The 23,483-nt window shown below is 71.5% G+C and carries 27 protein-coding genes; 14 read left to right on the top strand and 13 right to left on the bottom strand.

Translation table 11 applies throughout. The features are described from left to right. Positions 1-320 precede the first annotated feature (320 nt). From J7E97_RS19820 to J7E97_RS19795, 6 genes are all read left to right on the top strand, one after another. Positions 321-611, top strand: a complete 291-nt coding sequence (locus J7E97_RS19820) for a hypothetical protein (protein ID WP_215028928.1) — start codon at positions 321-323, stop codon at positions 609-611. Positions 612-665: 54 nt separating this feature from the next. Continuing rightward, positions 666-1,250 carry a TetR/AcrR family transcriptional regulator gene (locus tag J7E97_RS19815; protein WP_215028927.1) on the top strand — a complete coding sequence of 195 codons (585 nt, stop codon included), beginning with the start codon at positions 666-668 and terminating at the stop codon, positions 1,248-1,250. A 75-nt stretch (positions 1,251-1,325) separates the two neighbouring features. Then, positions 1,326-2,765, top strand: coding sequence for an MFS transporter (locus J7E97_RS19810; RefSeq protein ID WP_251054822.1), 1,440 nt, complete (start codon positions 1,326-1,328; stop codon positions 2,763-2,765). 138 nt (positions 2,766-2,903) lie between these two features. Further along, the gene (locus tag J7E97_RS19805; RefSeq protein ID WP_215028924.1) at positions 2,904-3,668 is read left to right on the top strand and encodes an SDR family NAD(P)-dependent oxidoreductase; all 765 of its coding nucleotides are present in this window, start codon (positions 2,904-2,906) and stop codon (positions 3,666-3,668) included. Positions 3,669-3,793: 125 nt separating this feature from the next. Beyond that, entirely contained in the window at positions 3,794-4,894 is a 1,101-nt protein-coding gene (locus J7E97_RS19800; protein ID WP_215028921.1) for a M20 family metallopeptidase, read from the top strand. Positions 4,895-4,989: 95 nt separating this feature from the next. Beyond that, positions 4,990-5,982 (top strand): aldo/keto reductase, encoded by a 993-nt coding sequence (locus J7E97_RS19795; protein ID WP_215028918.1) that lies wholly within the window; start codon positions 4,990-4,992, stop codon positions 5,980-5,982. A 68-nt stretch (positions 5,983-6,050) separates the two neighbouring features. Here the strand turns inward: J7E97_RS19795 and J7E97_RS19790 are convergent, their stop codons facing one another. From J7E97_RS19790 to J7E97_RS19765, 6 genes are all read right to left on the bottom strand, one after another. Next, positions 6,051-6,995 (bottom strand): NAD-dependent epimerase/dehydratase family protein, encoded by a 945-nt coding sequence (locus J7E97_RS19790; RefSeq protein WP_215028915.1) that lies wholly within the window; start codon positions 6,993-6,995, stop codon positions 6,051-6,053. 189 nt (positions 6,996-7,184) lie between these two features. Beyond that, the gene (locus J7E97_RS19785) at positions 7,185-7,805 is read right to left on the bottom strand and encodes a GNAT family N-acetyltransferase (RefSeq protein WP_215028912.1); all 621 of its coding nucleotides are present in this window, start codon (positions 7,803-7,805) and stop codon (positions 7,185-7,187) included. A gap of 158 nt (positions 7,806-7,963) precedes the next feature. Then, entirely contained in the window at positions 7,964-8,206 is a 243-nt protein-coding gene (locus J7E97_RS19780; RefSeq protein ID WP_215028909.1) for a hypothetical protein, read from the bottom strand. Positions 8,207-8,307: 101 nt separating this feature from the next. Next, the gene (locus J7E97_RS19775; RefSeq protein WP_215028906.1) at positions 8,308-8,904 is read right to left on the bottom strand and encodes a DinB family protein; all 597 of its coding nucleotides are present in this window, start codon (positions 8,902-8,904) and stop codon (positions 8,308-8,310) included. Between the two features lie 37 nt (positions 8,905-8,941). Beyond that, positions 8,942-9,604, bottom strand: coding sequence for a hypothetical protein (locus J7E97_RS19770; protein ID WP_215028903.1), 663 nt, complete (start codon positions 9,602-9,604; stop codon positions 8,942-8,944). Position 9,605: 1 nt separating this feature from the next. Next, positions 9,606-10,151 carry a hypothetical protein gene (locus J7E97_RS19765; protein WP_215028901.1) on the bottom strand — a complete coding sequence of 182 codons (546 nt, stop codon included), beginning with the start codon at positions 10,149-10,151 and terminating at the stop codon, positions 9,606-9,608. 201 nt (positions 10,152-10,352) lie between these two features. On the opposite strand from J7E97_RS19765, the gene J7E97_RS19760 reads away from it, so the two are divergent. Next, on the top strand, positions 10,353-10,676 hold the full coding sequence (locus J7E97_RS19760) for a plasmid stabilization protein (RefSeq protein ID WP_215028898.1): 324 nt from the start codon (positions 10,353-10,355) through the stop codon (positions 10,674-10,676). A 147-nt stretch (positions 10,677-10,823) separates the two neighbouring features. Here J7E97_RS19760 and J7E97_RS19755 read toward each other — a convergent pair whose 3' ends face one another. Next, positions 10,824-11,450, bottom strand: coding sequence for a flavodoxin family protein (locus tag J7E97_RS19755; RefSeq protein ID WP_215028895.1), 627 nt, complete (start codon positions 11,448-11,450; stop codon positions 10,824-10,826). A gap of 272 nt (positions 11,451-11,722) precedes the next feature. Here J7E97_RS19755 and J7E97_RS19750 point away from each other — a divergent pair, with 272 nt between their 5' ends. Together J7E97_RS19750 and J7E97_RS19745 are read left to right on the top strand one after the other, a co-directional pair. Then, entirely contained in the window at positions 11,723-12,832 is a 1,110-nt protein-coding gene (locus J7E97_RS19750; protein WP_215028892.1) for an NAD-dependent epimerase/dehydratase family protein, read from the top strand. Between the two features lie 215 nt (positions 12,833-13,047). Then, on the top strand, positions 13,048-13,467 hold the full coding sequence (locus tag J7E97_RS19745) for a hypothetical protein (protein WP_308346590.1): 420 nt from the start codon (positions 13,048-13,050) through the stop codon (positions 13,465-13,467). 116 nt (positions 13,468-13,583) lie between these two features. Here the strand turns inward: J7E97_RS19745 and J7E97_RS19740 are convergent, their stop codons facing one another. Continuing rightward, a complete protein-coding gene (locus J7E97_RS19740) occupies positions 13,584-14,111 on the bottom strand; it encodes a GNAT family N-acetyltransferase (protein WP_215028889.1) in 528 nt (175 codons plus the stop codon). Between the two features lie 252 nt (positions 14,112-14,363). Here J7E97_RS19740 and J7E97_RS19735 point away from each other — a divergent pair, with 252 nt between their 5' ends. Together J7E97_RS19735 and J7E97_RS19730 are read left to right on the top strand one after the other, a co-directional pair. Then, a complete protein-coding gene (locus J7E97_RS19735) occupies positions 14,364-14,807 on the top strand; it encodes a hypothetical protein (protein ID WP_215028887.1) in 444 nt (147 codons plus the stop codon). Between the two features lie 129 nt (positions 14,808-14,936). Further along, positions 14,937-15,368, top strand: coding sequence for a GNAT family N-acetyltransferase (locus J7E97_RS19730; RefSeq protein ID WP_251054835.1), 432 nt, complete (start codon positions 14,937-14,939; stop codon positions 15,366-15,368). A gap of 135 nt (positions 15,369-15,503) precedes the next feature. On the opposite strand, the gene J7E97_RS19725 is transcribed toward J7E97_RS19730, so the two are convergent. Then, entirely contained in the window at positions 15,504-16,388 is an 885-nt protein-coding gene (locus J7E97_RS19725; RefSeq protein ID WP_251054821.1) for an MBL fold metallo-hydrolase, read from the bottom strand. A 132-nt stretch (positions 16,389-16,520) separates the two neighbouring features. On the opposite strand from J7E97_RS19725, the gene J7E97_RS19720 reads away from it, so the two are divergent. Beyond that, positions 16,521-16,949: a MarR family winged helix-turn-helix transcriptional regulator gene (locus J7E97_RS19720; RefSeq protein WP_215028882.1), complete on the top strand. Its 429-nt coding sequence runs from the start codon at positions 16,521-16,523 to the stop codon at positions 16,947-16,949. Between the two features lie 209 nt (positions 16,950-17,158). On the opposite strand, the gene J7E97_RS19715 is transcribed toward J7E97_RS19720, so the two are convergent. Then, on the bottom strand, positions 17,159-17,512 hold the full coding sequence (locus J7E97_RS19715) for a hypothetical protein (protein WP_215028880.1): 354 nt from the start codon (positions 17,510-17,512) through the stop codon (positions 17,159-17,161). A 510-nt stretch (positions 17,513-18,022) separates the two neighbouring features. Here J7E97_RS19715 and J7E97_RS19710 point away from each other — a divergent pair. Both J7E97_RS19710 and J7E97_RS19705 read left to right on the top strand, forming a co-directional pair. After that, complete coding sequence (locus J7E97_RS19710; protein WP_215028879.1) at positions 18,023-20,695, top strand: SpoIIE family protein phosphatase; 2,673 nt, start codon at positions 18,023-18,025, stop codon at positions 20,693-20,695. Between the two features lie 145 nt (positions 20,696-20,840). After that, entirely contained in the window at positions 20,841-21,785 is a 945-nt protein-coding gene (locus J7E97_RS19705) for a SigB/SigF/SigG family RNA polymerase sigma factor (protein ID WP_215028877.1), read from the top strand. 163 nt (positions 21,786-21,948) lie between these two features. Here the strand turns inward: J7E97_RS19705 and J7E97_RS19700 are convergent, their stop codons facing one another. The 3 genes from J7E97_RS19700 to J7E97_RS19690 form a co-directional block, all read right to left on the bottom strand. Further along, entirely contained in the window at positions 21,949-22,464 is a 516-nt protein-coding gene (locus J7E97_RS19700; protein WP_251054820.1) for an ATP-binding protein, read from the bottom strand. Further along, entirely contained in the window at positions 22,457-22,843 is a 387-nt protein-coding gene (locus J7E97_RS19695; protein WP_251054819.1) for an STAS domain-containing protein, read from the bottom strand. Before J7E97_RS19695 ends, J7E97_RS19700 begins: the two co-directional genes overlap by 8 nt. Before the next feature lie 121 nt (positions 22,844-22,964). Beyond that, the gene (locus tag J7E97_RS19690) at positions 22,965-23,405 is read right to left on the bottom strand and encodes an STAS domain-containing protein (protein WP_215028871.1); all 441 of its coding nucleotides are present in this window, start codon (positions 23,403-23,405) and stop codon (positions 22,965-22,967) included. Positions 23,406-23,483: the final 78 nt, after the last annotated feature.

The raw sequence follows: 23,483 nt of genomic DNA, 5'->3' as shown, positions 1-23,483 counted from the left end.
CGGCGTGGGCGCCGCGATCCCGGCAGGCATCCGCATGCTGAGATGCGGAGCCACGTACCGGCGGCCCCGTGCCAGACTCTGCCGCATGCTTCGCCGGCTGATTATTAGCACCGGCGTGCCGGCCCCGAGCTGACTGCGCGATCACGCCCACAGCTCACCGCCCGCACGCAGACCTCTCGCATCCGCGAGGGGTCTTCTTGTTTTCCGGGGCAGGCGATTCCCGGTCCGGGCGCAGCCCGCCCGCCCCGTGCCACCTGCCGACCGCCGTCCCCCGCCCCGCCCCCGCCCCCGCGCAACCCCAGGACAGGAGCCCACGACTCATGACCCTGACCCGCAGCGACGCTCTCCCCGAGGTCGTCACCGCCTGCCACACGCTGACCGTCACCGTCCAGGACGGCGGCCACGCCCTCACCCGGATCTCCGCGACGCTCAACAACCTGTCCGTCAGGGCGTTGTCGTACAGGGCCTCCGACGGGGGCGGCCTCGCGGTGTGCGAGATCGTCGTACCCGTCGCCGACTCGCCCCGCGCCCAGGCCAAATTGCTCCGCTGCGTCGACATCGTCGGTCTCACGGCCCGCCCGGCGAGGGGCCTCCCGGTGGAACCCTCGTGAACCCGACTCCGAGATACTTGACTAGTCGTTCCAGTATCTCGTAGAGTACCGACCGTGGCCAGGACCAAGGAATTCGATCCCGACGCCGCGCTGCAGTCGGCTCTCGAGCTGTTCTGGCAGCGCGGCTACGAGGCGACGTCGATGGCGGACCTCGTCGACCGCCTCGGTGTCGGGCGCGCCAGCATCTACGCCACCTTCGGCAACAAGCACGACCTGTACATGAAGGCGCTGGACCGCTACAGCGAGAACCGCGACTCGCTCCTGCTGCGCGAACTGTCCCAGCCGGGACCCGCGCTGCCGGCCGTGCGCACGGTGGTACGGCGCTTCGCCCTCGAAGCCAGCACCAACGGGCAGCGCCTGACCGGCTGCTTCGTCACCAATACGGCCGCGGAACTCGGCGCGCACGACGCGGAGGCGGCTCGCAGGGTCGAGGCGAGCTGGGGCCACATCGAGACCCTGTTCCGCTCGGCGCTGGTACGGGCCCAGGCCCAGGGCGAACTGCCCGAGGATCGCGATCCGCGCACCCTCGCGCGGATGCTGCTGGTGCTGATGCAGGGCCTGCGCGTCGTTGGCAAGGCGTCGGGCGATCCGAACCTGGTGCGCGACGCGGCGGAGCAGGCGCTGGCCCTGCTCGACTGAAATTCGCTTCCCCCTGCGGGGAAGTTTCTTCATACGCTCATTCTGGAACGTGCGATCAAATATTAGGGGGAGAAAATGACCGCCACACAGAGCGGCAACATGAAGGCGGTGGCTCCGGCCGCCGTCTCGGCCGCCACCACGACAGGACCCAGCCCATCCGCACCCAGGGCGACCGACCCTGCCTCCGGCCCCGCTTCCGGCCCTGCTTCCGGTCCTGCCTTCGTGCTGCTCGGCGCGGTCCAGATGTCCTTGATCTTCACGCTCACCTCGCTCATCGTCCCGCTGCCCGCCATCGGCGGCGAGTTCGGCCTGGCCCGCGACGGCCTGCTCCTCCTCAGCGCCGCCTACGGCCTGACCTTCGCCGGACTCCTGCTCTTCGGCGGCCGCATCGCCGACCGTTTCGGCGGACGCCGGGCCCTCAACGTCGGACTGGTCGTGTTCGCCGTCGCCTCCCTCGCCGCACCGCTCGCCCAGGGCCCCGGGGTCCTGCTCACGGCCCGCTTCGCCCAGGGCGTGGGCGCCGCGCTCACCGCGCCCGCCGCGATGGCCGTCCTGCGCGCGGTCTTCCCCCAACCCGCCGCGTACGGAAGGGCCATGGCCACCTGGGGCGGCCTCTCCGTGCTCGGCGCGACCGCCGGAAACCTGCTGTCCGGGGTGATCTCCGCACTCTCCACCTGGCGGCTGTCCTTCGTCGTTCCCGTCGCGGTGGCCGTAGCCGCACTGGCACTCGCCCCCCGCCTGCTGCCCGCCACCCCGGCAGGCGAGGGCCGGTCCCTCGACCTCCCGGGCGCCTTGCTCGCCACCGCCGGCATCAGCCTGGCCAGTTACGGCCTCGTCCTCACCGACGCCCACTCCTGGGGATCGACCGGAGTCCTGGTCGCCCTGCTCACCGCCGCCGTACTCCTCGTGGCCTTCCCGATCGTCGAGCGCCGAGCCCGTGACCCGCTGCTCCCGCTCGGATTCCTCCGCAACGGCCGCCGGGTCCTGGCCCTTTCGGCCATCGGCCTGACCGCGGCCGGCACGGCCACGGCATTCGTCCTGCTCTCGCTCAGCCTCCAGGAGGACCGCGGCTGGTCGGCGCTCCAGACCTCCGCCGCGTTCGTCCCCTTCGCGGTGACGCTGCTCCTGGCCGGCCGCGCGGCAGGCCCGCTCATCGCCCGGTACGGGACCGCGACCGTGACCACGGCCGGCCTCGTCACCGCTGCGGCGGGCCTCGGACTCCTCGCCCTCACCGGGCTGGCCGAGAACACCCCGTACGCCCTCGGCCTCCTCCCCGGCCTGCTCCTGCTGCCGGCCGGTGGCGCCGCGGCCTTCGCCGGCGCCGCGGTCCTGGCCACGGACGGGGTCGAGCCGCACCAGGCGGGACTCGCGGGCGGGGTCATGAACACCGCGATGGAGCTCGGCCCGACGGTCATCTTCGCCACCGTCCTCGCCCTCGGTTCCGACAAGGTCTCGCTCGCGGCGATGGCGATCGCCTTCGCCGCGGCCGGTTTCCTCAACACCCGCATCAAGTAACCGGCCATAGTCCGCCGGTCGGGAAGTCCCGTCGGCGGCCCCCGGTTACGAGTCAAGGACCAACGAGCACGCGCACTGCACGGCGCACGGCGCACGTCGCACAGAGAAAGGCCAGCAATGAACAAGGGAGTCAGTACCGTGTCCACACGTTTCACCGGCAAGAGCGTCCTCGTCACCGGCGCCGGATCCGGCATCGGACGAGCCATCGCCGTCGCCTTCGCGGCCGAGGGGGCCTCGGTGGTCGTCGCCGGACGCACCGCCGCACCGCTCGCCGAAACGGTCGCCCTGATCGAGAAGGAGGGCGGAACGGCCGCCGCGGTCACCGCCGACGTCTCCCGCTCCGAGGAGGTACGAGGCCTCGTCGACCGGACCGTGGAACTCTTCGGCAGCCTCGACGTCGCCGTCAACAACGCGGGCGTCTTCCTGGGCGGCGGCCCCATAGCCGACCTCTCCGAGGCGGATTGGCGCAGCCTGCTCGACATCAACGTCACCGGCGTGCTCTTCGGACTGCAGGCCGAGGTGTCCCGGATGCGCGAGCAGTCCACCGGCGGGGCGATCGTCAACGTCTCCTCCAACCTCGGCGCCCACACCCGCATCCCGGGAGTGGGTGGCTACGCCGCCACCAAGGCGGCCGTCGCCGCCCTGACGCGGGTCGCGGCCCTGGACCACATCGCCGACGGAGTCCGCATCAACGCGGTGAGCCCCGGCCCGTCCGCCACCACCATGTCGCTCCACGCGGGCGAGACCGACGCCGACCGCGCGGCCCGCATGAAGGGCGAATCGCCCTTGGGCCGGGTGTCCACCACCGCCGAGGTCGCGGCAGCCGTGCTCTACCTGGCTTCGGCTGACGCCGCCTCCGTGGTCGGCACCGACCTGGTGATCGACGGCGGCGCCGCCGCCTGACCGGGAGGGGCCACCGGGCTCGGGATCCGGCCGACACGCCTCCATGAGGGGTGGCCGGCCGGATCCTTTCGCGCAGGCGGCGTTCGTACGATCATGGGGGTTCGCATGCGGGCTAACCTTGCGCCATGACGATGCACAAGGCCGTCCACGTGAGTGTTGACGCGATGATCGAGGACCTCAGGACGCTCGTCGAGGTCGAGTCCCCCTCACGCGATCTCGACGCCTTGACGGCATCGGCCAAAGTCGTCGCCGCCGTCATCGAGAGCCGTCTCGGCGGGGAGGCCCTCCTCGTCGACAGCGAAGCCGGGCCCCACGTCCACTGGTCGGCCGGCGGCGATCCCAAGGTGCTGATCCTCGGGCACCACGACACGGTGTTCCCGCTCGGAACCCTCGAACGCCGCCCGTTCCTCGTGGAAGACGGGCACGCGACGGGCCCGGGAGTGTTCGACATGCTCGGCGGCCTGGTCCAGGCGATCCACGGACTGGCGGCGCTCGACGACCGGTCCGGCGTCGAGATCCTGGTGACCGCCGACGAAGAGGTGGGCTCCCGTTCCTCCCGCGCCCTCATCGAGGAACGAGCCCTCGCGTGCGGGGCCGTACTCGTCTTCGAGGGCGCCGCCGACGGCGGAGCCCTGAAGACCGGCCGCAAGGGCTGCGGCACCTTCCGGGTCTCCATCGCTGGCCGGGCCTCGCACGCGGGCCTCGAACCCACCGCCGGAGTGAACGCCCTGATCGAAGCGGCGCACCAGGTACTGGACATCGCGGCGCTCGGCCGCCCCGAGATCGGCACGACCGTCACCCCGACCGTCGCGTCCGCGGGCACCCTCGACAACGTCGTTCCGGCGGAGGCGACCGTCATCGTCGACGTCCGGGTGGAATCGGGCGCGGAGAAGGAGCGCGTCGAGTCCGCGTTCGCGGCGCTCGCCCCGCATCTGGACGAGGCGCGGATCACGGTCGAAGGAGCCATCGGCCGGCCCCCGATGCCCGAGTCGGCGTCGGCCGAGCTCTTCGCGGTGGCCGAGCGACTGCTCCCCGGCATCGAAGGCAAGGCGGTCGGCGGTGGCAGCGACGGCAACTTCACGGCGGCGCTGGGAGTACCGACGCTCGACGGCCTCGGAGCGGTCGGGGGCGGGGCCCACGCCGACCACGAGTACCTGGTGGTCGGAGCGATGGCCGAGCGGGCGCACCTCGTCGCCGGACTGGTGAACGCGATCCGCAACGGATAGGCCGGCGACGGCGCGGGCGTTCCCGGCAGCGCGACGGCCATGTTCGGCTTGATCACCCCATGCCGTCGTCCGGCCTTCCGTTTAGAGTCGGGATCATGGAAAACAGGCAGCTGGGGCGTACGGGTAGGCAGGTCGGAGTGGTCGGGCTCGGAGCCTGGCAGTTCGGCACGGGCTGGGGGGAAGTGGACGAGTCCGACGCGCTCGGCACGCTGCGTGCCGCACTGGACTCGGGCGTGAGCTTCATCGACACGGCCGACGAGTACGGGGACGGGCGGAGCGAGCAGATCATCGGCAAGCTCCTGCGCTCGCTCGCGGGGACGGGTGCGACGGCGCCGACCGTGGCGACGAAGATGGGCCGACGGGTCGCCCAGGAGCCGGAGAACTACAACGCCGCCAACTTCCGTGCGTGGACCGATCGTTCGCGGAGCAACCTCGGCGTCGAGCGGCTCGATCTGGTGCAACTGCACTGCCCGCCCGGCCCGGTGTACGCGAACGACGAGGTGTTCGACGCCCTCGACGCGTTGGTCGAGGACGGAACGATCGGTGCTTACGGAGTCAGCGTCCGCAGTTGCGAGGAGGCACTGTCCGCCATCCGCCGCCCGAACCTGGCCACGGTCCAGATCGTCCTGAACACCTTCCGCACCAAGCCGCTGGAGCAGGTCCTGCCGGCCGCGGCGCAGGCGGGAGTCGGGATCATCGCGCGCGTGCCGCTGGCCAGCGGGCTGCTCTCGGGCCGGTACACGGCCGCGACCGTCTTCGGTGCGGATGACCACCGAAGCTACAACCGGGGCGGCGAGGTCTTCGACGTCGGGGAGACCTTCTCCGGAGTGGACTACGCGACGGGGCTCGAAGCAGTGGAGCGACTTCGTCCGCTCGTTCCCGAGGGCGTGGCCCTGGCCCAGTTCGCGCTGCGCTGGATCGTCGACCAGGAGGCGGTGAGCGTGGTCATCCCCGGCGCGCGCCATGCCGGTCAGGCGCAGGGCAACGCGGCCGCGGCCGCGCTGGCGCCGCTGTCGCGGGAGACGCACAAGGCCGTGCAGGAGGTCTACGACGACCTGATCCGCCCGCAGGTCCACGACCGCTGGTGATCAGGACAGGACCGCCCCCGTGGACGCCCTGCGCGACGCGGTGGCCGCCGGCCGCTGTGCGGCATCGGTCAACGCCCGACGGTGTCCGGTCGGGCCCGCCACCATGCCACCGTAGCCCTGACCTGTTCATCGACGGGCGTGGCGCGTACGGCGAACTCGGCTTCGTAGGCGGTCGAATCGACCAGGAACGGCCGCTCGAACTGGTAGCGGATCTCCTTCAGTTCGCGGATCAGCGGCGAGAAGAGCGATGCGACACCCAGTACGGCGGGCGAGAGCCGGCGCACGGCGACCGGTCCCGTTCCGGACTCGGCGGCGAGACGGTCGACCATTTCCCTGACGGACAGCGCGGGCGCCGTGGGGACGTGCCAGGCCCGACCCCAGGCACGCTCCTCGCCCGTGACCTCGACCAAGGCCCGTGCCACATCGGGAAGATAGGTCCAGCTGTGCGGGGCGTCCGGATCGCCCAGGGTGGAGACCAGCTTACCGCGGAGCACCCGTGGCACGACCCGCGCGGCCAAGTGTCCGCCCTCGGTCACGCCGGGACCGAAGAAGTCGGAGGCCCGCAACTCGACCGCCCTGATGCGACCCTGCTCGTGCAGGCTCCGTACCCGCTCCCAACCGGCGGCCCGCACCCGCCCCTTGGGGCCGGTCGCCGCGAGCGGCTGCTCCTCGGTGAGGGGGCCGTCCGCCGGACCGTATCCGTAGAGGTTGCCCAGCATGACGAGTACGGCCCCGGTCGCCTCGGCCGTCGCGACGACCGAGGAGATCAGGGCCGGCCATTGCCCCGCCCAGCGGTGATAGGGCGGTGCGGCGCAGTGGTAGACGGCTGCCGCGCCCCGGGAGGCCTCGATCAGCCGGCCACTGTCCGTCGCGTCCAACGCAACGTGCTCGATACCGGGTTGCGGGCTCCGGCCCGACTTGGTGACGACCCGTACCGAGTGCCCCTGCTCGGCCAGCAGCCGAGCGGTGGCCGCTCCGGCGGGCCCGAATCCCACGACGACGTAAAGGCTCACGTACGCACACTAGTGCTGTGACGGCCCTGTTCTCGTATAGCTACGGCCAGGTGGCGAGAAACGCTGGGTGACGTTCCGGGCTGACGTCTCCCCTCGCTGGCCGTCTCGTTGAGCTGAATGGGTCTCGGCGGGAGGGTGGGCGGGCGTGGCAGGACGCCAAGTGGGTCCTCGACGAACTACGCGAGGGTTTCAACCCATCCTCCTGCCGGCACCTGCTGCGGCCCCGGAGGTCTTCGCTGAAGATGCGGTCGTGTCCTGCCACTTGTTATAGCCCGTGGGCATCTCTGCGGGGGTCCGGTACAGCACACACTGGCGAAGCGGCCCCTCGGGCACGCTCGGATCCTCGAAGTCGTCGGCCGGGTCCCGGGTCATGCCGATCCGCCGCATCACCGCCTGGGACCGAAGGTTGTTGACGGTCGTCGACGCAACAACCTCCGCCAGCCCGAGGGCCTCGAAGCCGAAGGCCAGGCAGGCCAGGGCGGCCTCGGTGGCGTAACCGTGACCCCACGCCGAACGTGTCAACCGCCACCCGACGTCCACCCCCGCGAACGGCATGTCCTGGCCCACCTCGTCCAAGCCGGCGCGGCCGATGAACTCACCGGTCTCCCGTGCTTCGAGCGCCCACCATCCAAAACCTCGCTCGTCGAACTCGGCCTGCATGAGTGCCACCGCGGCATCGCTTTGCTCCCGCGTCAGCAGTTCCCCCAGGTGTTCCCGAACTTCGGGATCGGCGTTCATCACCGCCCATGGTTCGAGGTCGGACTCCCGCCACCGGCGGAGCAGGAGACGATCGGTACGCAGTTCCGGCACGCTGCCCACCTAACGCCCTCACGATCCGCGTGTCGATCGGTCATGTCGCGCCCTACGGTGCTCGCCACTAATGAGAAAGGACAGCTACTAGCCACCTGCCCGTAGCCATACGAGAACAGGGCCGTGACCAGCGCGCGGGCGCGCCGGCCCGTTCGCCGCTACATGGCAGCGCGCAGCATCCCGGCCGTCCTGGCCATGGCGGAGCGCGTCGGCTCGTCGCCGGCCGTCCGCGCGGCGTCCTCCAGCAGGAGCGCCGCAGCCTGAAGGAGACCGACGTGTACGGGTACGGTCTGCAGCCCGGTCAGGGCCGCCATCGCCTGATCGGTGGCGCTCTGTGGGATGAGGGTGCTGACTCCGCGTCCGATGCCGCGTTCACGTGGGCCCTGCGCTGGTGTACTCACCTCGCGATTCTCCCGGATCCGCGCGCGGATCCGGTGCCGACATCCGAGGGCCGCTCCGGGCGTGGTTTCCGCCCGGAGCGGCCGCGGCTCGCGGAGGCCGCCTACGTGTCCCGGTCGGAGGCCTCCCGAGCCGCATGCTCCAGCCGGCCCCGGTAGTCCTCCCACCACGCCGAGTCGCCGGGCGCCATGGCGTCGTTGCCGTCGTTCATCCCCACGGTGCCGTCCAGAAGTTCCCGGATGATGTCGGCGTGCCCGGCGTGCCGATGGGTGTCGGCGGTCACGCGCACGACGGCATGGTGCAACGTCACCTCGTCCTTGCCGCTCGGCCACCACGGCACCCGGCCCGTCGTCTCCAGGGCCAGCGCGTCGATCGTCGCGTCGGAGTGCGCCCACGCGCGGCGATAGAACGCGACTATCTGCTTCCGCGACTCGTCGGCGGTGGCCCACATGTCCCCATTGGGCTCGGCGCCTTCCTCCAGCCAGGGCAGCGCCTCACCGGACGGCCGCCCGAAGGTGTCCCCGAGGTAGCCGAGCTCCACGCCGGCCGCGTGCTTCACCAGGCCGAGGAGGTTCGTGCCGGTGGGCGTCAGCGGGCGGCGGACGTCGTACTCAGAGAGCCCCTCGAGCTTCCAGAGCAGGGCGTCGCGGGCCGACTGAAGGTAGAAGCGGAGGTCGGCCTTTGGATCAGATGCGGTCATGCGGCAAGTCTGCCGCACACGCCGCCGCTTGTGCGGTTCAGGTGTCGAGCAGCCGGTTGACCAGCGAACGGTAGGCCCGCAGGGCCTGTCGCAGGTCCTCGGTGGCCACCTGCTCGCCGTGGTCCCACTGCTTCTCCAGCCCGCTCCGGTGTTCGGCGAGGGCCCCGGCGAAGGCCTGCATGACCTCTGCCACAAGGGTGTCCGCCGCTCGCACCGCTTCGCGCGGTTCGTCCACGAACCGGCCCTGGATCTCGTTCCACGTGGTGCGGTAGCGCTCCACCTCCGCGCCGCCCAGCAACGATTCCTCCTCGCGCCCGGTGTCGCCGTCCGACTGCGGTACGGTCTCCCGGCCGACGCCCGCGTCCTGCTCAGGCTCCCGTCCGTTCCCGTCACGGCCGGGCTCGGACAACGTCTCCGGTCCGGACAACGTCTCCGGTCCGGACAGCGCATCCGGCTCCGACAGCGCATCCGGGTCCGACACCGCATCCGGGTCCGCGCCGGGGCCGCCCTCCGCGGTCCCCGTCGAGTCGTCCCGCGTCGGGTCGTCCCGCCGGTCCCGCTCGCCCGTGGCCTCGCCCGGGAAGAGGGCGGCGTCCCCTCGGGCGGGGGTGGGAGCGGGTGTGGGCGTGGGATGCGCCAGGTCTTCCGTCGTCAGGACGGGCTCGGGCGCCCGTCCCACCTCGTCCTCGTGGTTCGGCATGTCATCGGCTCCTCCGGTCGGAGAGCAGCTCCTCGAAGAGGGCGCGGTAGTGGACCATCGCGCCCCGGAGCTCCTCTGTCGTGGCCTCTCCCGCTCCGCTGCGCACCTTCACGGCGTGGGCGGCGCGGTACTCCTCCAGCGTGCGGCCGTGCTCCACGGACAGGTCGCGCACTTGCCCGCGATACCCCTCCTCGGTGGGATAGCCGCGCTCACCCATCAGCAGCGTCACCAGCTCGTCGGCCTCGGTCACGGAGGCGTCCGGCCGGTCCACGAACTGCTGCTGTACGACGCTCCACTTGTCCGCGTACAGCTGGCGTCGCTCGGGCGGCAGCTCCTTGATGTCGAGCTGGTCGTGCCGCTCCTCGCGGGCACGCAGATCGCGCTCGGCGGACCGTTTGCCGCCCTGTTCCTCGACGGTACGGTCGTATTCGGGTCCGAATCGTTCACGCAGGTGACGTCGTCGGGCCAGCATCCACAGCAGTGCGGTGAGCGCGATCACGACGACCGCCGCCACGACGATGATGGCGATCAGTACATTGGTTGACATCTCTGGGCTCCTCCCGAGGGCTCCGGCTCCTTGGGTTCGTTCATGCGGCTGCCCTGGTTACCGCGGGGCAAACCCCCGAGGGCCCGGCGCCCGGGGGCCGGGCCTTGATGCCGTTGCCCGGGTTTGAGCGCGCCGCCGCGGGTTAGGCGCTCGGTGCCGACCACTACCGGCGACAGGCGACCGACCGGCCAAGGAGTCACCATGCCTCGCGGTTCCAGTCCCAAGCGTGAACGCCAGTACGAGCACATCAAGGAGAGCGCCGAAGACCGGGGCGAGAGCTCCGAGCGGGCCAAGGAGATCGCCGCCCGCACGGTGAACAAGGAACGGGCCCGCGCCGGCGAGTCGAAGACCGCCAGCCGTACTTCGCTCCAGGACATGTCCTCGTCGAGGCGCGGCGGACTACGCTCGCACAGCGGTGCGCAGGGGCCGACGAAGGAGCAGTTGTACAACGAGGCCAGGCAGCGCAACATCAAGGGCCGCTCGGCCATGGACAAAGCGGAACTGAAGCGCGCTCTCGGCCACTGACCACTCCGCCGGCCCGTTCCGGGAAACGGGCCGGCGGAGTACTGGTACCGGGGCACGGTCTGGCCTCCTGGCCGCGACGGGGCCGTGTCCCGGCCGGGCCACGCGCCGCCGGGGCCTCGCTCACGGGCCGTCCGGAGCCCCGGACGGTCAAGCGGAAGGCGGGTACGGGGCGGACTTGAGGCGCCGGGCCAGGTGGGCGGTGTTGGCGGCGAGGGTGGCCGTCGTGCCGGCGGTCGCCCCGGGGGTCTTGTCGAGGTCCTGGTAGTCGGTGCCCTGCATGGCCTCTCCCACCCAATAGGTGACCGCGTTCGGGGGGAGTGAGAACCCGACGTCGTTGAGACCCTGGAAGAGGTCGGCGCTGACCTTGTGCGCACCGTCCTCGTTGCCGACGACGCACACGGCGGCGACCTTGCCGTAGGTGAGCATGCGGCCCTCGTCGTCGGTCTCGGAGATCTCCGCGTCCAGCCGTTCCAGTACCCGCTGGGCGATGCTGGACGGGTGTCCGAGCCAGATCGGCGTCGACAGGATCAGGATGTCGGAGCCCAGGACGGTGTCACGTATCTCCGGCCAGGCGTCCCCGTCGCCCATGTCGGTCTTCACCCCGGCCCGTACGTCGTGATCGGCGATCCGGATGGTCTTCCCGGTGACTCCGTGCTCGGCGAGCGCTTCCATGGTCTGCTCGGCCAGCAGTTGCGAGCTGGACGGGGTGGGGGAGGGGGACAGTGTGCAGACGAGCGCGACGGCGCGGAGCGGCGTGTTCGGTGTGGTGTCCATGATCTGCGGCTACCCGCCCGATCGGCCTTTATCCGGGTTGCGACGGCCGCTGGTGCGCATGCGCGGCATGCGAGCTGCGGGCCGCGAGCTGCGGCTGCGGAACTGCGGACCGTCACCGCGCTTCCGGTGGGGCAACCGGGCCGGAGCTGCGGCCCGCCCGTCGCGGCCGTTGCGTGTTCCCCGAGCCCCCACGGGGTAGGCGCGGCACGACCAGGGCCGGCCGTCACCCGGCGATGCGTCCGGCGAAGCGAAAGGACCGAAAGGACCCAGCCATGAACCGACCCGGATCCCTACAGCCCGGCTACGACGGTCTGCGGGTCGTGGTCGTCGGCGCCACCGGAAACGTCGGCACCAGCGTGGTCCAGGCGTGTGCCGACAGTCCTGCCGTGGCCTCCGTCCTCGGCGTGGCCCGACGCGTCCCACGGTGGACGCCGGCCAAGACGGCCTGGGCGGCCGCCGACATCGGCCCCCACGGCGCGGACCTGGCGCCGCTCTTCGCCGGAGCGGACGTGGTCATCCACCTGGCGTGGATGTTCCAGCCGACCCACCATCCGGCCCAGACCTGGCAGACCAACGTCCTGGGCAGCCTGCGCGTCTTCGAGGCGGTGGCCGCTGCGGGCGTGCCCGCCCTGATCCACGCCTCCTCCGTCGGCGCCTACTCGCCCGGCCCCAAGGAGACCCCGGGCGGCAAGGACCGTGCGATGGAGAAGGTCCGTGCGGTGGACGGGCACCGTGCGGTGGACGAGGACCGTCCGGTGGACGAATCGTGGCCCACCCACGGCTGGCCGCAGGCCGCGTACACCCGCGAGAAGGCGTACCTGGAACGCGTACTCGACGCATACGAGCACGCGCACCCCGACGTCCGGGTGGTGCGCATGCGGCCGGCCTTCCTGTTCAAGCGCACCTCCGCCTCCGAGCAGCGCAGGATCTTCGCGGGCCGCCTCCTGCCGGGCCGCCTGGTGCGCCCCGGGCTGATCCCCGCGGTCCCCGACCTGCCGGGACTGCGTTTCCAGGCCCTGCACACGGATGACGCGGCGTCCGCCTACCTGGCCGCCGCGACGCTGAGCGTTCGGGGCCCCTTCAACCTGGCGGCCGAGCCGCCCATCGACGGCGAAGTCCTCGCCGGTCTCCTGCACGCCCGCCGGTTCAGCTTCCCGACGGCGCCGGTCCGGACGGCGCTGGCCGCGGCATGGCGGCTCCACATGGTTCCCGCGTCGCCCGACCTCTTCGACGCGGTGCTGCGCCTCCCGCTGATGGATTGCACCCGAGCCCGCACGGAGCTCGCATGGGAGCCCCGACACACGGCGGTCGCAGCGGTGGAGGAGTTCCTCGAGGGCTTGCGCGAGGGCGCCGGACTGGCCACCGCCCCACTGGCCGCCTGAGCCGCTCCCCACTCCTTTCCAGTCGTCTCCACTCGCCTCCGCTCCGGTGGGTGTCGAACCCGGTGAATCCGGATGGAGTGGGTAGCTGTCCCCACCCCCGGGAGCACCCCGGCGCGGACGCCGCTCCGTAGGCCCTGCCGCGTCAGCGGGCGGGATCACACCATCCGCTTCCGACGCCCGCTCTCCACTACGCTCGTCCTCCGGGTGAGCAGCACGTGACCGACTGGGAGTGGAAGAAGACGATGACGCTGAAAGAAGGCCGGCGAGTCAAGCTGGCGGCGGACACCCGGCTGACCGATTGGGTGGCGACGGCGGGGGACGGCGCGTCCTCGACGGGGAGCGTAGCCGGGTCCCTGTTGCTGGCAGCGGGCATCGAGGGCACCGTCGAGCGGGTGGTCGAGCACGAGCACCAGAGCGAAGGTGCCCGTGAGTACGAGCGGCTCAAGTCGCTCCTCGACGCCTTCGGCCATGAGATGCCCGCGGGCAGCAAGGGGCAGCTCGAGGAGAAGGTCGGTTCCCTGGAGCCGGAGTGGATCGCCTACCAGGAACAGCGGCTCCGGGTGACGGTCCGGGTCCGCCTCGACAACGGCTTCATCCTCGACGACGCCGATGAGGGCGTCTTCACGCCCGTGTGATCAGATGGTGCTGGGGCCGCGCACGCCGCCAGGTCATGTCGGCCTCCGGCAGCCGGCCGCAACTGTGGCCACACCGGCTCGACGGTGAAGTCCCAGTACTGCCGCGAGCAGGCGGATCAGAGGTCGATCCAGTACCGCCGCTTGGGACCGATCAAGGTCTCTCGGACATCCTCCAGCACCCCGCCGTTGCCCTCGATCGTGCGCACCGACGCCTCGTTGCCCGGGTCGCAGGTCAGCAGGACCCGGTCCATCCCGAGCAACCGCGCCTCGTACAGGACCGAGCCCAGCGCCCAGGTGGCCAGCCCGCGCCGGCGTGCGGAAGGCCGGACGCTGTAGCCGATGTGGCCGCCCGCGTCGACCAGGAACGCGTTCAGGTAGTGGCGCAGGTCGACGGCGCCCAGATAGGTGTCGCCCTCGGCGATCCACCAGTACGTCGCGTGGACGCGTCCCTGCTCGATCGGCATCGTACGGTCGGAGTACCCGCGCAGTCGTTCCACCCAGGCCGCGAAGCCGTCCGCGGTGTCGACGTCGTCATCGGAGCCGAGGCCCGCTCCGTCCATGTGCGCGTCGGGCCCCCACTCCTCGTCGCGCGAGGCGAGCCAGGAGGCGTACAGCCGGGGGGTGGGGGAGATGAGCTCGGGCATACCCGGACGATAACAGTCCGATCATCGGGTCACGGCCGCCCGTCAGACGGGAATCCGGCCCCTCGGCGGCTGCCCGGACCTCGGCCGTCCACGTCTCCAACGGCTCGTCGCGCAGCGCCGTGATCCGCTCCAGGACGTCGGCGGTCCGCACCACGCGCGGTCGCGCCACCCTTCGCAGAGCCTCCCGGGCGCCTTCGTGGCCACCGAGGGCGAGGGGCTCCAGTACGTCGGCCGTCGTGAGAGCCTCGCCGGATGAGCGCTTACGACGAAGCCGAGGTGGGCGAGATACTCCGACGGCGCGGCTGGCGGGCGGCCTTTACGGTCACCGAGAGGGTCAACGCGTGGGCTGTGCTGGTGAGTTCCGTCGAGCGCGGGTACCGCGACGACATCTACGAGTACACCAACGACCTCTACTGCCGGAACTGGCTCCACGAGGCATGGCTCCTGCTGCCTGACCATGTGGTCCAGTTGTGGACGCCGCGTATCCAGACACTGGACGACCGGTTCCGGGCGGCGACGATCGCGGACGACGGCCTGGCCCTCGATCAGTTCCACAGGGTGCCGCACTACGACATGTGGTGGTGGCGCAGACACCCCCGAGTGTTCGTCGGGAGTCTGGGCCGGTCCCTGCGCTCCGCCGGCGCTGTCGGCACGGACCCCAAGAGCCCTGACGCGTGCCGTGCTGGTGGTCTTTGAGAGGATCCGGCCATGGTTGAGCACCTGAGGGCGGGCGGAACGCGGTCGGCGCCCGAGCGGAGCGGAACAGCCCCTGGCCGGGCCTTGCGGTGGGTGCTGCGTTCCGTGGTTCCGGCGGACGTCGAAGCGATGGCGGAATTGCGCGCGACGGTCATGCGGGCGGACCTGGAGCGCCTTGGTCGTTTCGATGAGCACCGGGTACGGCAGCGGCTGCGTGACTCGCTCTCCCCGCAGTACACGTCCGTCATCGAGATCGACCGCCGGCCGGCCGGGTGCGTCACCGTACGACCGGCCCGGGAAGGGCAGTGGCTGGAGCACTTCTACCTCGCTCCGCACCACCAGGGCCGGGGCCTCGGCTCGGCCGTCCTTCGTGGAGTGCTCGCACGGAACGACGCCCAGGGTGTGAGCGTCCGCCTCAACGTCCTACAGGGCAGTGCCGCCCGTCGGTTGTACGAGCGCCACGGCTTCGTGGTGGAAACCGAGGACCCGATTGATGTCTACATGGTCCGCCCGCCACGTGCGGGCACCGGCGTGGGCGGCGAGGCGAAGGTGTGTGACTGAGCCACCGCCCGGTGGGGCACGGCGGCGGTTCCGGGTCGCGAGTCCCATGGCCGGCCCAGGGCAAGCCGGCCCTTCCGAGTTCCCCACTCGTCCCACTCACCCACGCCCTGGCCCACCGCATCGGGGCCCGGCCGGTCAGGCGTCCACGGCGCGCCAGGCCGGGGCGGTTCCGTCCCGGTGGACGTGGCCGAACACCACGTCGGCGAGGTGGACTCCGAAGCCGATCGTGCCGGGCTCCGCCAGCTCCGCGACGAGGCGGCGGCGGTGGTCGGCGGTGCGGGCGGTGTCGTGGTCGAAGGCCGCGGACCAGTCGGGGTGGTCGATCTGGATCGGCGAGTGCACGGCGTCGCCGAAGGCGATCAGGCGCCGTCCGCCCCCGGTGATGACGTACTCGGCGTGCCCGACGGTGTGGCCGGGGGTGATCCTCATGCGCACGCCGGGGAAGACCTCCTGCCCGTCCGCGATGGTGCGGACCCGCGGTGCGAGGGCCGCGACCTGCTCGGTCATGCCCTGGGCCTCCAGGAGGTCGCGCCCCTCCCACTCCTGCTCGGAGACCAAGTACTCGGCGTTCGTGAACACGGGCTGGTCGCCGCCGGGGACGAGGTGGCAGGCCCAGCCGAGGTGGTCGGCGTGGAGGTGGGTGAAGGCCACCGCTTCGATGTCCTCGGGGCGGCGGCCGAGTTCGGCCAGGCTGCGTACGAGCGCACCTCCGTGGATCGCGCTGATCGGGCCGTCCGGAGCCTCGTGCGACTGCGGTCCGAAGCCGGAGTCGATCAGCAGCGCGCGGTCGCCGTGCTCCACCAGCAGGGCCCCGACGCTTCCCGCGAGGTGGCCCGTGGCGTCCAGGTACTCGGGGTGTGCGGCCCACACCTCGTCGGTGGTGTCCTGGAGCAGGTCCCGCGGTCGGAGCCGCACCTCGCCGTCCGGGACGTACGACACCTTCGTGTCACCCAGCCGTATCGAGCGGATTCCGGCCGGTCGGCGCAGTCGTGCGTCCTGATCCACCATCAAGTCAGCCATGAGTTCTCTTCTGTTGGGTCGTGGGCAGGGCATCGCCCCGTCTTCCGTGGCGACGAGCCCCACCATAAACGTCAAGCTCGAATCATTCAAGCTAGAAATATGTCGTCTTGACGGACTTGCTAGTGTGATGGCATGACGACGTCCCCCGAGCCGCAGGTCATCGCCGAGCGACAGCTGTGCGGTCTGGTGAACGGGCTGGCCCAGCGGATCGCCGAGCACGTACGGGCGCGCGCCGCCACCCTGGGCCTCACCGCGCCGCAGGCGATCGCCCTGCGGGAAATGAGCGGGCCGATGACCATGCGGGACCTGGCCGAGCGCATGAGCTGCGAGCCCTCGAACACCACCTTCGTCGTCGACAAGCTGGAGAAGCAGAGCCTGATCGAGCGCCACCCGCACCCCACGGACCGCCGCGCGAAACACCTCGTCCTCACTGCCGAGGGCACCGCGCTGCGGACGCGTCTGCTCGAACTCCTGGCCGTGGACTCCCCGCTGTCCGGCCTCGATCCGCAGGAACAGCGCGTCCTTCACGGGCTGCTGGAGCAGGCCGTCACCTCTGCGTGAGCCGGCGGCGCGGTCGTGGCGGCCACGGGCCCGGTTCGCCTGCCGGTTCGCCTGCCGGTGCACCTCATCGAGATGCCCTGGCGAGGCCCTCGGTCCGCGCGGGGCGGCGTACGGCGTGGCGTTCGCGGAGCCCAGGGCCCCGGGGCCCTGGGCTCCGCGCTGGCCGAACGAGGCGGTCGCGTCCCGCCCGGCGGGCGGGCTCGCGCCTCTCAGTGGAACTCGTGGACCACCTGGATCTCGCCGACGATGTGGGCGTTGAAGACATCGAGTTCCTCCGCCGGAACCCACAACTCGAGGATCGTCCGGCCGCCGGCCTGCTGGACCGGGTACCGCTTCAGGAAATCGGTCTCGACTTCGAAGCGGGTGACGAAGCCGGCTCCGTCGTGCTTGACGTTCCAGTCCCGCGCGATCTTGATCGCGTAGTCCTCGTTGAGCACCGGGTAGAAGATCGGCTGCTCCGGCAAGCGCGGCGGCCACGCGCGCCAGTCGAGCTCTCTGACCAGGTCCAGCTCGACGGGGCCGGTAGGGCGCCACAAGGTCGTCGTCGCTTGCCGGCTGGTCATGGGGATCGCTCTCCGGATGTCGGGGGCCGATGGATCGGCTGGTCGGGCGACCGGACGATACCCCTGGGTCAAGCCCGACGGCCACGTCGTTTCCACACCCGTGGCCTTGGCGCCCGCCCGGCAGCTGGTTGCCCGCGCCCCATGGACGTACCGGCTTTCGACCCCGAACTGAGAGCGACGCGCGCGGCTTTGGGGGAGGGGGCGCTGGAGCCGTTCACCCCGGAGAACCTCGCGGAACGGCAGGCACGGGATGCCGCGCTGGCCCGGAGCCTTCCACGGCTTCGACACCATCGCACCGCGGGCGGCCCTCAGCCGGGGCGCCCGCGGTGCCCGTGCCCGCTGGCTCCGGCGCATCCTCGCGCACCCCGCCACCGGCCCGAGGACCCGTCCGAGGTCGACCCCGAGGGGCCGCCCGCAGGTCCGTGACCTGTGCTTCCTGCCGTCCCGGGCCTCCGGCGGGGCGCGCCCGCACCGTAGGCGGCCGGAGGCTGGACGTGGGATGCTCAAGGGATGAAGGGTGACGCCGCGCCTTCGGGTGAGGGCGCCGCACCCGAGGTGCTGGCGCTCGCCAAAGTGGTCGCCAGGCTCCGCACGGAAGTCGTGGACCTGGAAGGCGTCGCCGCGACCAGCGCCGTCGTGGAGCGGGCCAAGGGCGTACTGATGGCCCAGGCGGGAGTCTCCGCCGATACCGCGTACGAGATGCTCCGCGAGCACGCCGGTGAGCGCGGCCACACGCTGCTGGAGGAGTGCTGGATCACGCTCGGCCGGCTCCGCGTCCGCCCGGCGCCCGGGACCGCCTCCTTCTCCGGGCCCGTCACGCAGGACGTGACGCATGACACGGACCCGGTCTCGGATGCGGACCGGGTCCCGGATAAGGACCCGTCGGGCGCGGACCCGGCGTCGGGCGCGGACCCGGCCTCGGGTCCGGCCCCCGCCTCGCGCGCGGCCACGACCGCGGGCAGGCAGCACCAGTCCGGCGACTCGGCCTTCAGCCGTCGCCGTTACCTCGTCCGTGGCCGTGATGGTGAGGCGGTGTTCCGTCCGCTGCTGGCCCGGCTCGCAGAAGGGCTGGCGGCGGCGCGGGATGGCGACGACATCGCGGAGTTGTTGAAGACCGTGCTCGGCGGGGTCTCGGGCGTCGTGGCGGTGATGATCTACAGCCTGACGCCTGCCGGGAGCCTGGAGCTGAGCGGCCATGCCGGTGTCGAGGAGACGCTGGCCGAGCAGTGGCGGCACGTCCCTCCGCTGAGCGGCGTCGCCGCCCACGAGGCGATCGCCGGGCGCCGGGCCCTTTGGCTGGAGGATCCGGTGCGCGATGCCCGCCGGTACCTGCTGATCGGGGACCCGCCGGAGCGCTGGCCTTCGCGTGCCTGGCTCCCGGTACCCGATGAGGGGCCCCCGAAGGCGGCGATCGGCTTCCTCCGTTCGGAGCCCGGCCCCTTCGCGGCCGACACGCGGGCCTTGCTGCGGCGGGCGGTCCGGTTGTGCGCGGGCCCGCTGGGATGGCCGGAGCACCCCCGCGACGCCCACCCCGACGGGGAGGCTGGGAGCGATGCCGTGGCCCGTGTCCAGCGGGTCCTGGACGCGCTGGCCGGACCCGCGGTCCTGCTCACACCCCTGCGCTCGTCGACGGGAGAGGTGGAGGACTACTGCATCGAGGCGGCGGCGCCGGAGTCGGTGGACGTGGCCGGGCGCAAGGGTAAGGAACTGGTGGGCCGCCGGGTCCTGGAGACGTATCCGACGGTGGTGGGCAGCGCGCTGTGGGAGGGGTATCTGGAGACGCTGACGACCGGGACACGGTACGAGGGCGAGCCCTTCACCTACGAGGAGGTGGTCTCCGGTGTCCCGAGCCAGTCCGTCTACTCGGTCCGGGCCTCCCGGCTGGGGGACCACCTGGTGGTGTCGTGGGTGCGCCATGACACCAGCGAGCGCGAGGCCAGGCGGCTGGCCGACATGCAGCGCCTGGGTAACCTGGGCTGGGCCGGCTGGAACCTGACCACGGACACCATCACCTGGTCCGATCAGGTCTACGCCATCTTCGACCGCGACCCCCTCCGGGGACCGATGACCTTGGAGGAACTGCCCCGCCACCTCCTGCCCGACGACCTGCCGAAGCTGGGCGCGGCGGTCCAGCGGCTCCTGAAGGAAGGCGAAGCCATCGACCAGCCGTTCCGGATCACCACCGCGCACGGCGTACGCCACCTGCGGATCGTCGCCGAGGCACGGACCGACGCCGACGGGACCCCCCTGGAGGTCCACGGCTTCTTCCAGGACCTCAGCCGGCAGCGCGCGGCCGAACTCGCACTGCTCGAGAGCGAGCGCGCCGTCCTCCTCCAGCGGGGCATGCTCCAAGCCGAACGCACACTCGCCACCCGCCTCCAGGACACCCTGCTGCCGATCCCCGAACAGTCCCTGGAGCTCGCCGGGCTCCGCGTGGATGTCGCCTACATTCCCGCCGACAGCGGCATCAACGTCGGCGGCGACTGGTACAGCGCGATCGCCCTTCCCGACCGGAGCGCACTGTTCGTCGTCGGAGACGTCGCCGGCCACGGCCTGGCCGCCGTCGGCACCATGGCCCAGCTACGGTTCACCACCAAAGGCATGACCGTCACCGGCTCGGCCCTGCCCGACGTCCTGCACCGGCTCAACACCCTCCTGCTCCACACCGCCCCGGACCCCTCCGCCGGCGCCACCGCCACCATGGTCATGGCCCGCTACCAGCCCCGGGACCGCACCCTGACCTGGGTCCGCGCCGGACACCTGCCTCCGCTGCTGATCCGGGACGACCGGGCAACCTTCCTCGACCAGCCCGAAGGCACCCTCCTGGGCGCCACCTTCGACGCCACCTACCAACAAGCCACCCTCACCCTCCAGCCCGGCGACCACCTCCTGCTCTACACCGACGGACTCGTTGAAGAACCGGGCGAAGACATCGACACCGGACTCGACCGACTCGCCACCACGACCCTCCGACTCCTCCACGACGGCGGCCACCACCCCTCCCTCCCCCGCACACTGGCCACGCAGCGCTCCGGCCACCGCGACGACATATGCGTCCTGGACATCCACGTCCCCGACGACGCGGCCGACCAGCCGGCCGTGGGCGACCAGCAGGCCGTGGCCCACCAGCCGCCGGCCGTGGGCGACCTCCTGGACGCGGGCGCACCGCCGTGTCCGCCGTAGGGGTGAGAGTGCCCGCTGTGATCCAGTGTGTACAAGAAGGGTCAGACGGCCCCGCAAGGGGGTATATCCCCTCGGGAAGAAAACGACGGTTCCTGCGGGCCCGATCCGGGCCGACAGGTACCCACAACCCCGTCGGAGGACGCTCATGCCATCCGTTTCCGTTTCCCGCGACATCACGGACCCGCTCCATATCGAGACCCCCGTCGAGACCCCCGAGGTCTCCGAGGCGCTCGGGGTGCCCGATGTCCCCGAGGACCGGGTCGCGGTCAGCACGGCCGACGCGCGGACCTTGTCCGTCGCGCTCTTCCGCCGCCTGAACGAGCTGCAGGAGGGGACGCCCGAGTACTCGTACGTCCGCAATACCCTCGTCGAGCTGAACCTCAGCCTGGTGAAGTACGCGGCGCGCCGGTTCCGCAACCGCTCCGAGCCGCTGGAGGACATCGTCCAGGTCGGCACGGTCGGCCTGATCAAGGCCATCAACCGGTACGACGCCGAGCGCGGGGTCGAGTTCACCACGTTCGCCATTCCCACCATCACCGGCGAGATGAAACGGTTCTTCCGGGATACCAGCTGGTCCGTGAAGGTCCCGCGGCGCCTCCAGGAGCTCCGCCTCGACATCGCGAAGGCGCACGACCTGCTGGAACAGCGGCTGGGGCGGCGGCCGACCGACCGCGAGCTCGCGGAGCGCCTCGGGATCAGCACCGCCAAACTCGCCGAAGGCCGTCAGGCGGCCAACGGCTACACCGCCGGCTCCCTGGACGCTCCCGTGGGGCAGGAGGCGGAGGCCGCCCCGCGGGTGCTGCCGATAGGGGAGGAGGAGGAAGCGTACGACCGCATCGAATGCCTGGAGACGCTGAAGCCCCTGCTCGCCACGCTCAGTGACCGAGACCGGCTGATCCTCTCGCTGCGCTTCGGCGAGGAGTTGACCCAGGCGGAGATCGGCGACCGGCTCGGCCTCTCTCAGATGCACGTCTCCCGGCTGCTCTGCCGGATCATGACGGATTTGCGGGCCGGAATGCTGACGGACGAGCCCGAGGGCGAGGGCGGGGCTCCGGCCGCGGGCGACAGCGCGAGGACCGTACCGGCATAGGGCTCCTGCTTCGTGGGACCGCCCGGCACCTGGGCACGGGGGGCCCAGGTGCTGATTGATGTTCGTCCGTGTGTGTGCCTCTTCCGCGTGCCTGCCTCCGCGGCCCGTGCGGGCGGGGGCAGATCCGTGCGGGCGGGGCAGGTCCGTGCGTGCTCGTGCGGGCTCAGGCCGAGCGGGGGAACCTGTCGAGCCACCGCTCGACGGCCTCGCCGTCCTGCCGGTGCCCGATGTCCGGCGGTGCGTCGACCTCCACCCACACGCGCTTCCCGGCGTCCACCGGCTCGTAGCCCCACTGCCTGGCCAGTCGCTCGACGATGAGGAGACCGTGGCCACCGGGCAGGCCGGGGTCCACGTGGGTCCTGACGGTCGGTGCGACCGGGCTTCCGTCGATGACCTCTATGCGCAGCCGCTCGGGTGTGCAGTGCAGCAGCAACGACTTCGGTCCGCCCGCGTGCATGCACGCATTGGCCACCACTTCGGACACCAGCAGCAGGGCGTCCTCCGCCGGCAGGGCGCCGTGGTCGGACTCCTCCTCGTGGCCGCTCCCGCCGCCGCCCCCCGGCAGCCACTGCCACTCGGTCAGGGCCCGACGCGTGAAGTCGCGGCACTGGCCGACGACATCCGTGGTGTCGTGCAGCACCAGCTGCCGGGTCTCTTCCGGTGACCGGCGCTCACTCATCGGTGCTCCTTCGCTGCGCGCGCTGCTGGTGCGCCAGCGCCGCCTCGACATCGGTGTGGAGCGGGAAGAGTCCGTCCGCGCCGGTGATGTGGAACATGCGTTCGATCGGATGGTGGAGGCCGATCAGTTCGAGGCTGCCACCGGATTCCTGGACCGCGAGCCGGTTGTGCAACAGCACGTTCAATCCGGTGGAGTCGCAGAAATCCAGCCGGCTGAAGTCGACGAGCAGCCGCGGCCTGCCGGCGGCCCTCGCGGCCGCGAGAGCCGCCCTCAGGGGCTCGGCGGTGTCGTGGTCGAGTTCCCCGGCCAGCGCAAGGACGGTGGCCCCGTCGACGGGTCGTACGTCGACCGCAAATCGATCACTGTCCGCCGTCGGCATCATGCACCCCTTCGCGCCCGTCCACCTCCGGATACATCTCGCGCCTACCCCCTCGCACGCCGTCAAACACGGTGGCGAACGCGGCGGAGAGACGACCGGTCGGGGGAGGTGGGGCGGAAGGTCAGGCGGGCGGCGCCGGGTCGACGGGGAAGAGCCCGAGGGCGCCGGTGAGCTCCAGCAGACGCACCATCTGGGGGTTCGGCGCGGCCAGGCGCAGCGTATGGCCGGATTCGACCGCTTCGAGGCGGGCCCGCAGCAGAACGTTGAGACCGGAAGAGTCGCAGAACGTGAGACCGCTGAGGTCGACGACGATGTCGAGGGGTCCGTCCGCGCGGGTGACGGCGTGCAGGAGCGCGGCGCGGACCTCGGACACCCGGGTGATGTCCATCTCGCCCGACAGGCGGATCACGACCGTTTCCGGGGCCGAGTGCGCCGGGCCCTCGGCAGGCTGCCGACCGGGGTCCGGCTGGACGGGCTGGACGGGATGGGGCTGGACGGGGTTGGCCCGGTCGGGGTTGGTCCGGTCCGGGTCGGCCCGGTGGGGGTCCTGCTGTGCGGGCATCTGACTCCTCTGCCGCGGATCCCGGCCGCCGACCGCGCCGACGCCCCCGCCCGGACGAAATCCCGGGGCGGGAGCGCG

Origin of the sequence: Streptomyces sp. ISL-66 (assembly GCF_018614135.1) — a bacterium.
Lineage (GTDB): Bacteria > Actinomycetota > Actinomycetes > Streptomycetales > Streptomycetaceae > Streptomyces.
Note: the sequence above shows the minus strand (reverse complement) of the source record. Positions and strands in the feature narration are given on the sequence as shown.

Coding starts and splice junctions, on each gene's coding strand:
- J7E97_RS19820 (WP_215028928.1), top strand. CDS start 321: ATGACCCTGACCCGCAGCGACGCTCTCCCCGAGGTCGTCACCGCCTGC.
- J7E97_RS19775 (WP_215028906.1), bottom strand. CDS start 8,904: ATGACCGCATCTGATCCAAAGGCCGACCTCCGCTTCTACCTTCAGTCG.
- J7E97_RS19725 (WP_251054821.1), bottom strand. CDS start 16,388: ATGGCTGACTTGATGGTGGATCAGGACGCACGACTGCGCCGACCGGCC.
- J7E97_RS19735 (WP_215028887.1), top strand. CDS start 14,364: ATGAGCGCTTACGACGAAGCCGAGGTGGGCGAGATACTCCGACGGCGC.
- J7E97_RS19740 (WP_215028889.1), bottom strand. CDS start 14,111: ATGCCCGAGCTCATCTCCCCCACCCCCCGGCTGTACGCCTCCTGGCTC.
- J7E97_RS19720 (WP_215028882.1), top strand. CDS start 16,521: ATGACGACGTCCCCCGAGCCGCAGGTCATCGCCGAGCGACAGCTGTGC.
- J7E97_RS19760 (WP_215028898.1), top strand. CDS start 10,353: ATGCCTCGCGGTTCCAGTCCCAAGCGTGAACGCCAGTACGAGCACATC.
- J7E97_RS19755 (WP_215028895.1), bottom strand. CDS start 11,450: ATGGACACCACACCGAACACGCCGCTCCGCGCCGTCGCGCTCGTCTGC.
- J7E97_RS19765 (WP_215028901.1), bottom strand. CDS start 10,151: ATGTCAACCAATGTACTGATCGCCATCATCGTCGTGGCGGCGGTCGTC.
- J7E97_RS19710 (WP_215028879.1), top strand. CDS start 18,023: ATGAAGGGTGACGCCGCGCCTTCGGGTGAGGGCGCCGCACCCGAGGTG.
- J7E97_RS19715 (WP_215028880.1), bottom strand. CDS start 17,512: ATGACCAGCCGGCAAGCGACGACGACCTTGTGGCGCCCTACCGGCCCC.
- J7E97_RS19770 (WP_215028903.1), bottom strand. CDS start 9,604: ATGCCGAACCACGAGGACGAGGTGGGACGGGCGCCCGAGCCCGTCCTG.
- J7E97_RS19795 (WP_215028918.1), top strand. CDS start 4,990: ATGGAAAACAGGCAGCTGGGGCGTACGGGTAGGCAGGTCGGAGTGGTC.
- J7E97_RS19800 (WP_215028921.1), top strand. CDS start 3,794: ATGACGATGCACAAGGCCGTCCACGTGAGTGTTGACGCGATGATCGAG.
- J7E97_RS19810 (WP_251054822.1), top strand. CDS start 1,326: ATGACCGCCACACAGAGCGGCAACATGAAGGCGGTGGCTCCGGCCGCC.
- J7E97_RS19750 (WP_215028892.1), top strand. CDS start 11,723: ATGAACCGACCCGGATCCCTACAGCCCGGCTACGACGGTCTGCGGGTC.
- J7E97_RS19705 (WP_215028877.1), top strand. CDS start 20,841: ATGCCATCCGTTTCCGTTTCCCGCGACATCACGGACCCGCTCCATATC.
- J7E97_RS19690 (WP_215028871.1), bottom strand. CDS start 23,405: ATGCCCGCACAGCAGGACCCCCACCGGGCCGACCCGGACCGGACCAAC.
- J7E97_RS19730 (WP_251054835.1), top strand. CDS start 14,937: ATGGCGGAATTGCGCGCGACGGTCATGCGGGCGGACCTGGAGCGCCTT.
- J7E97_RS19695 (WP_251054819.1), bottom strand. CDS start 22,843: ATGCCGACGGCGGACAGTGATCGATTTGCGGTCGACGTACGACCCGTC.
- J7E97_RS19700 (WP_251054820.1), bottom strand. CDS start 22,464: ATGAGTGAGCGCCGGTCACCGGAAGAGACCCGGCAGCTGGTGCTGCAC.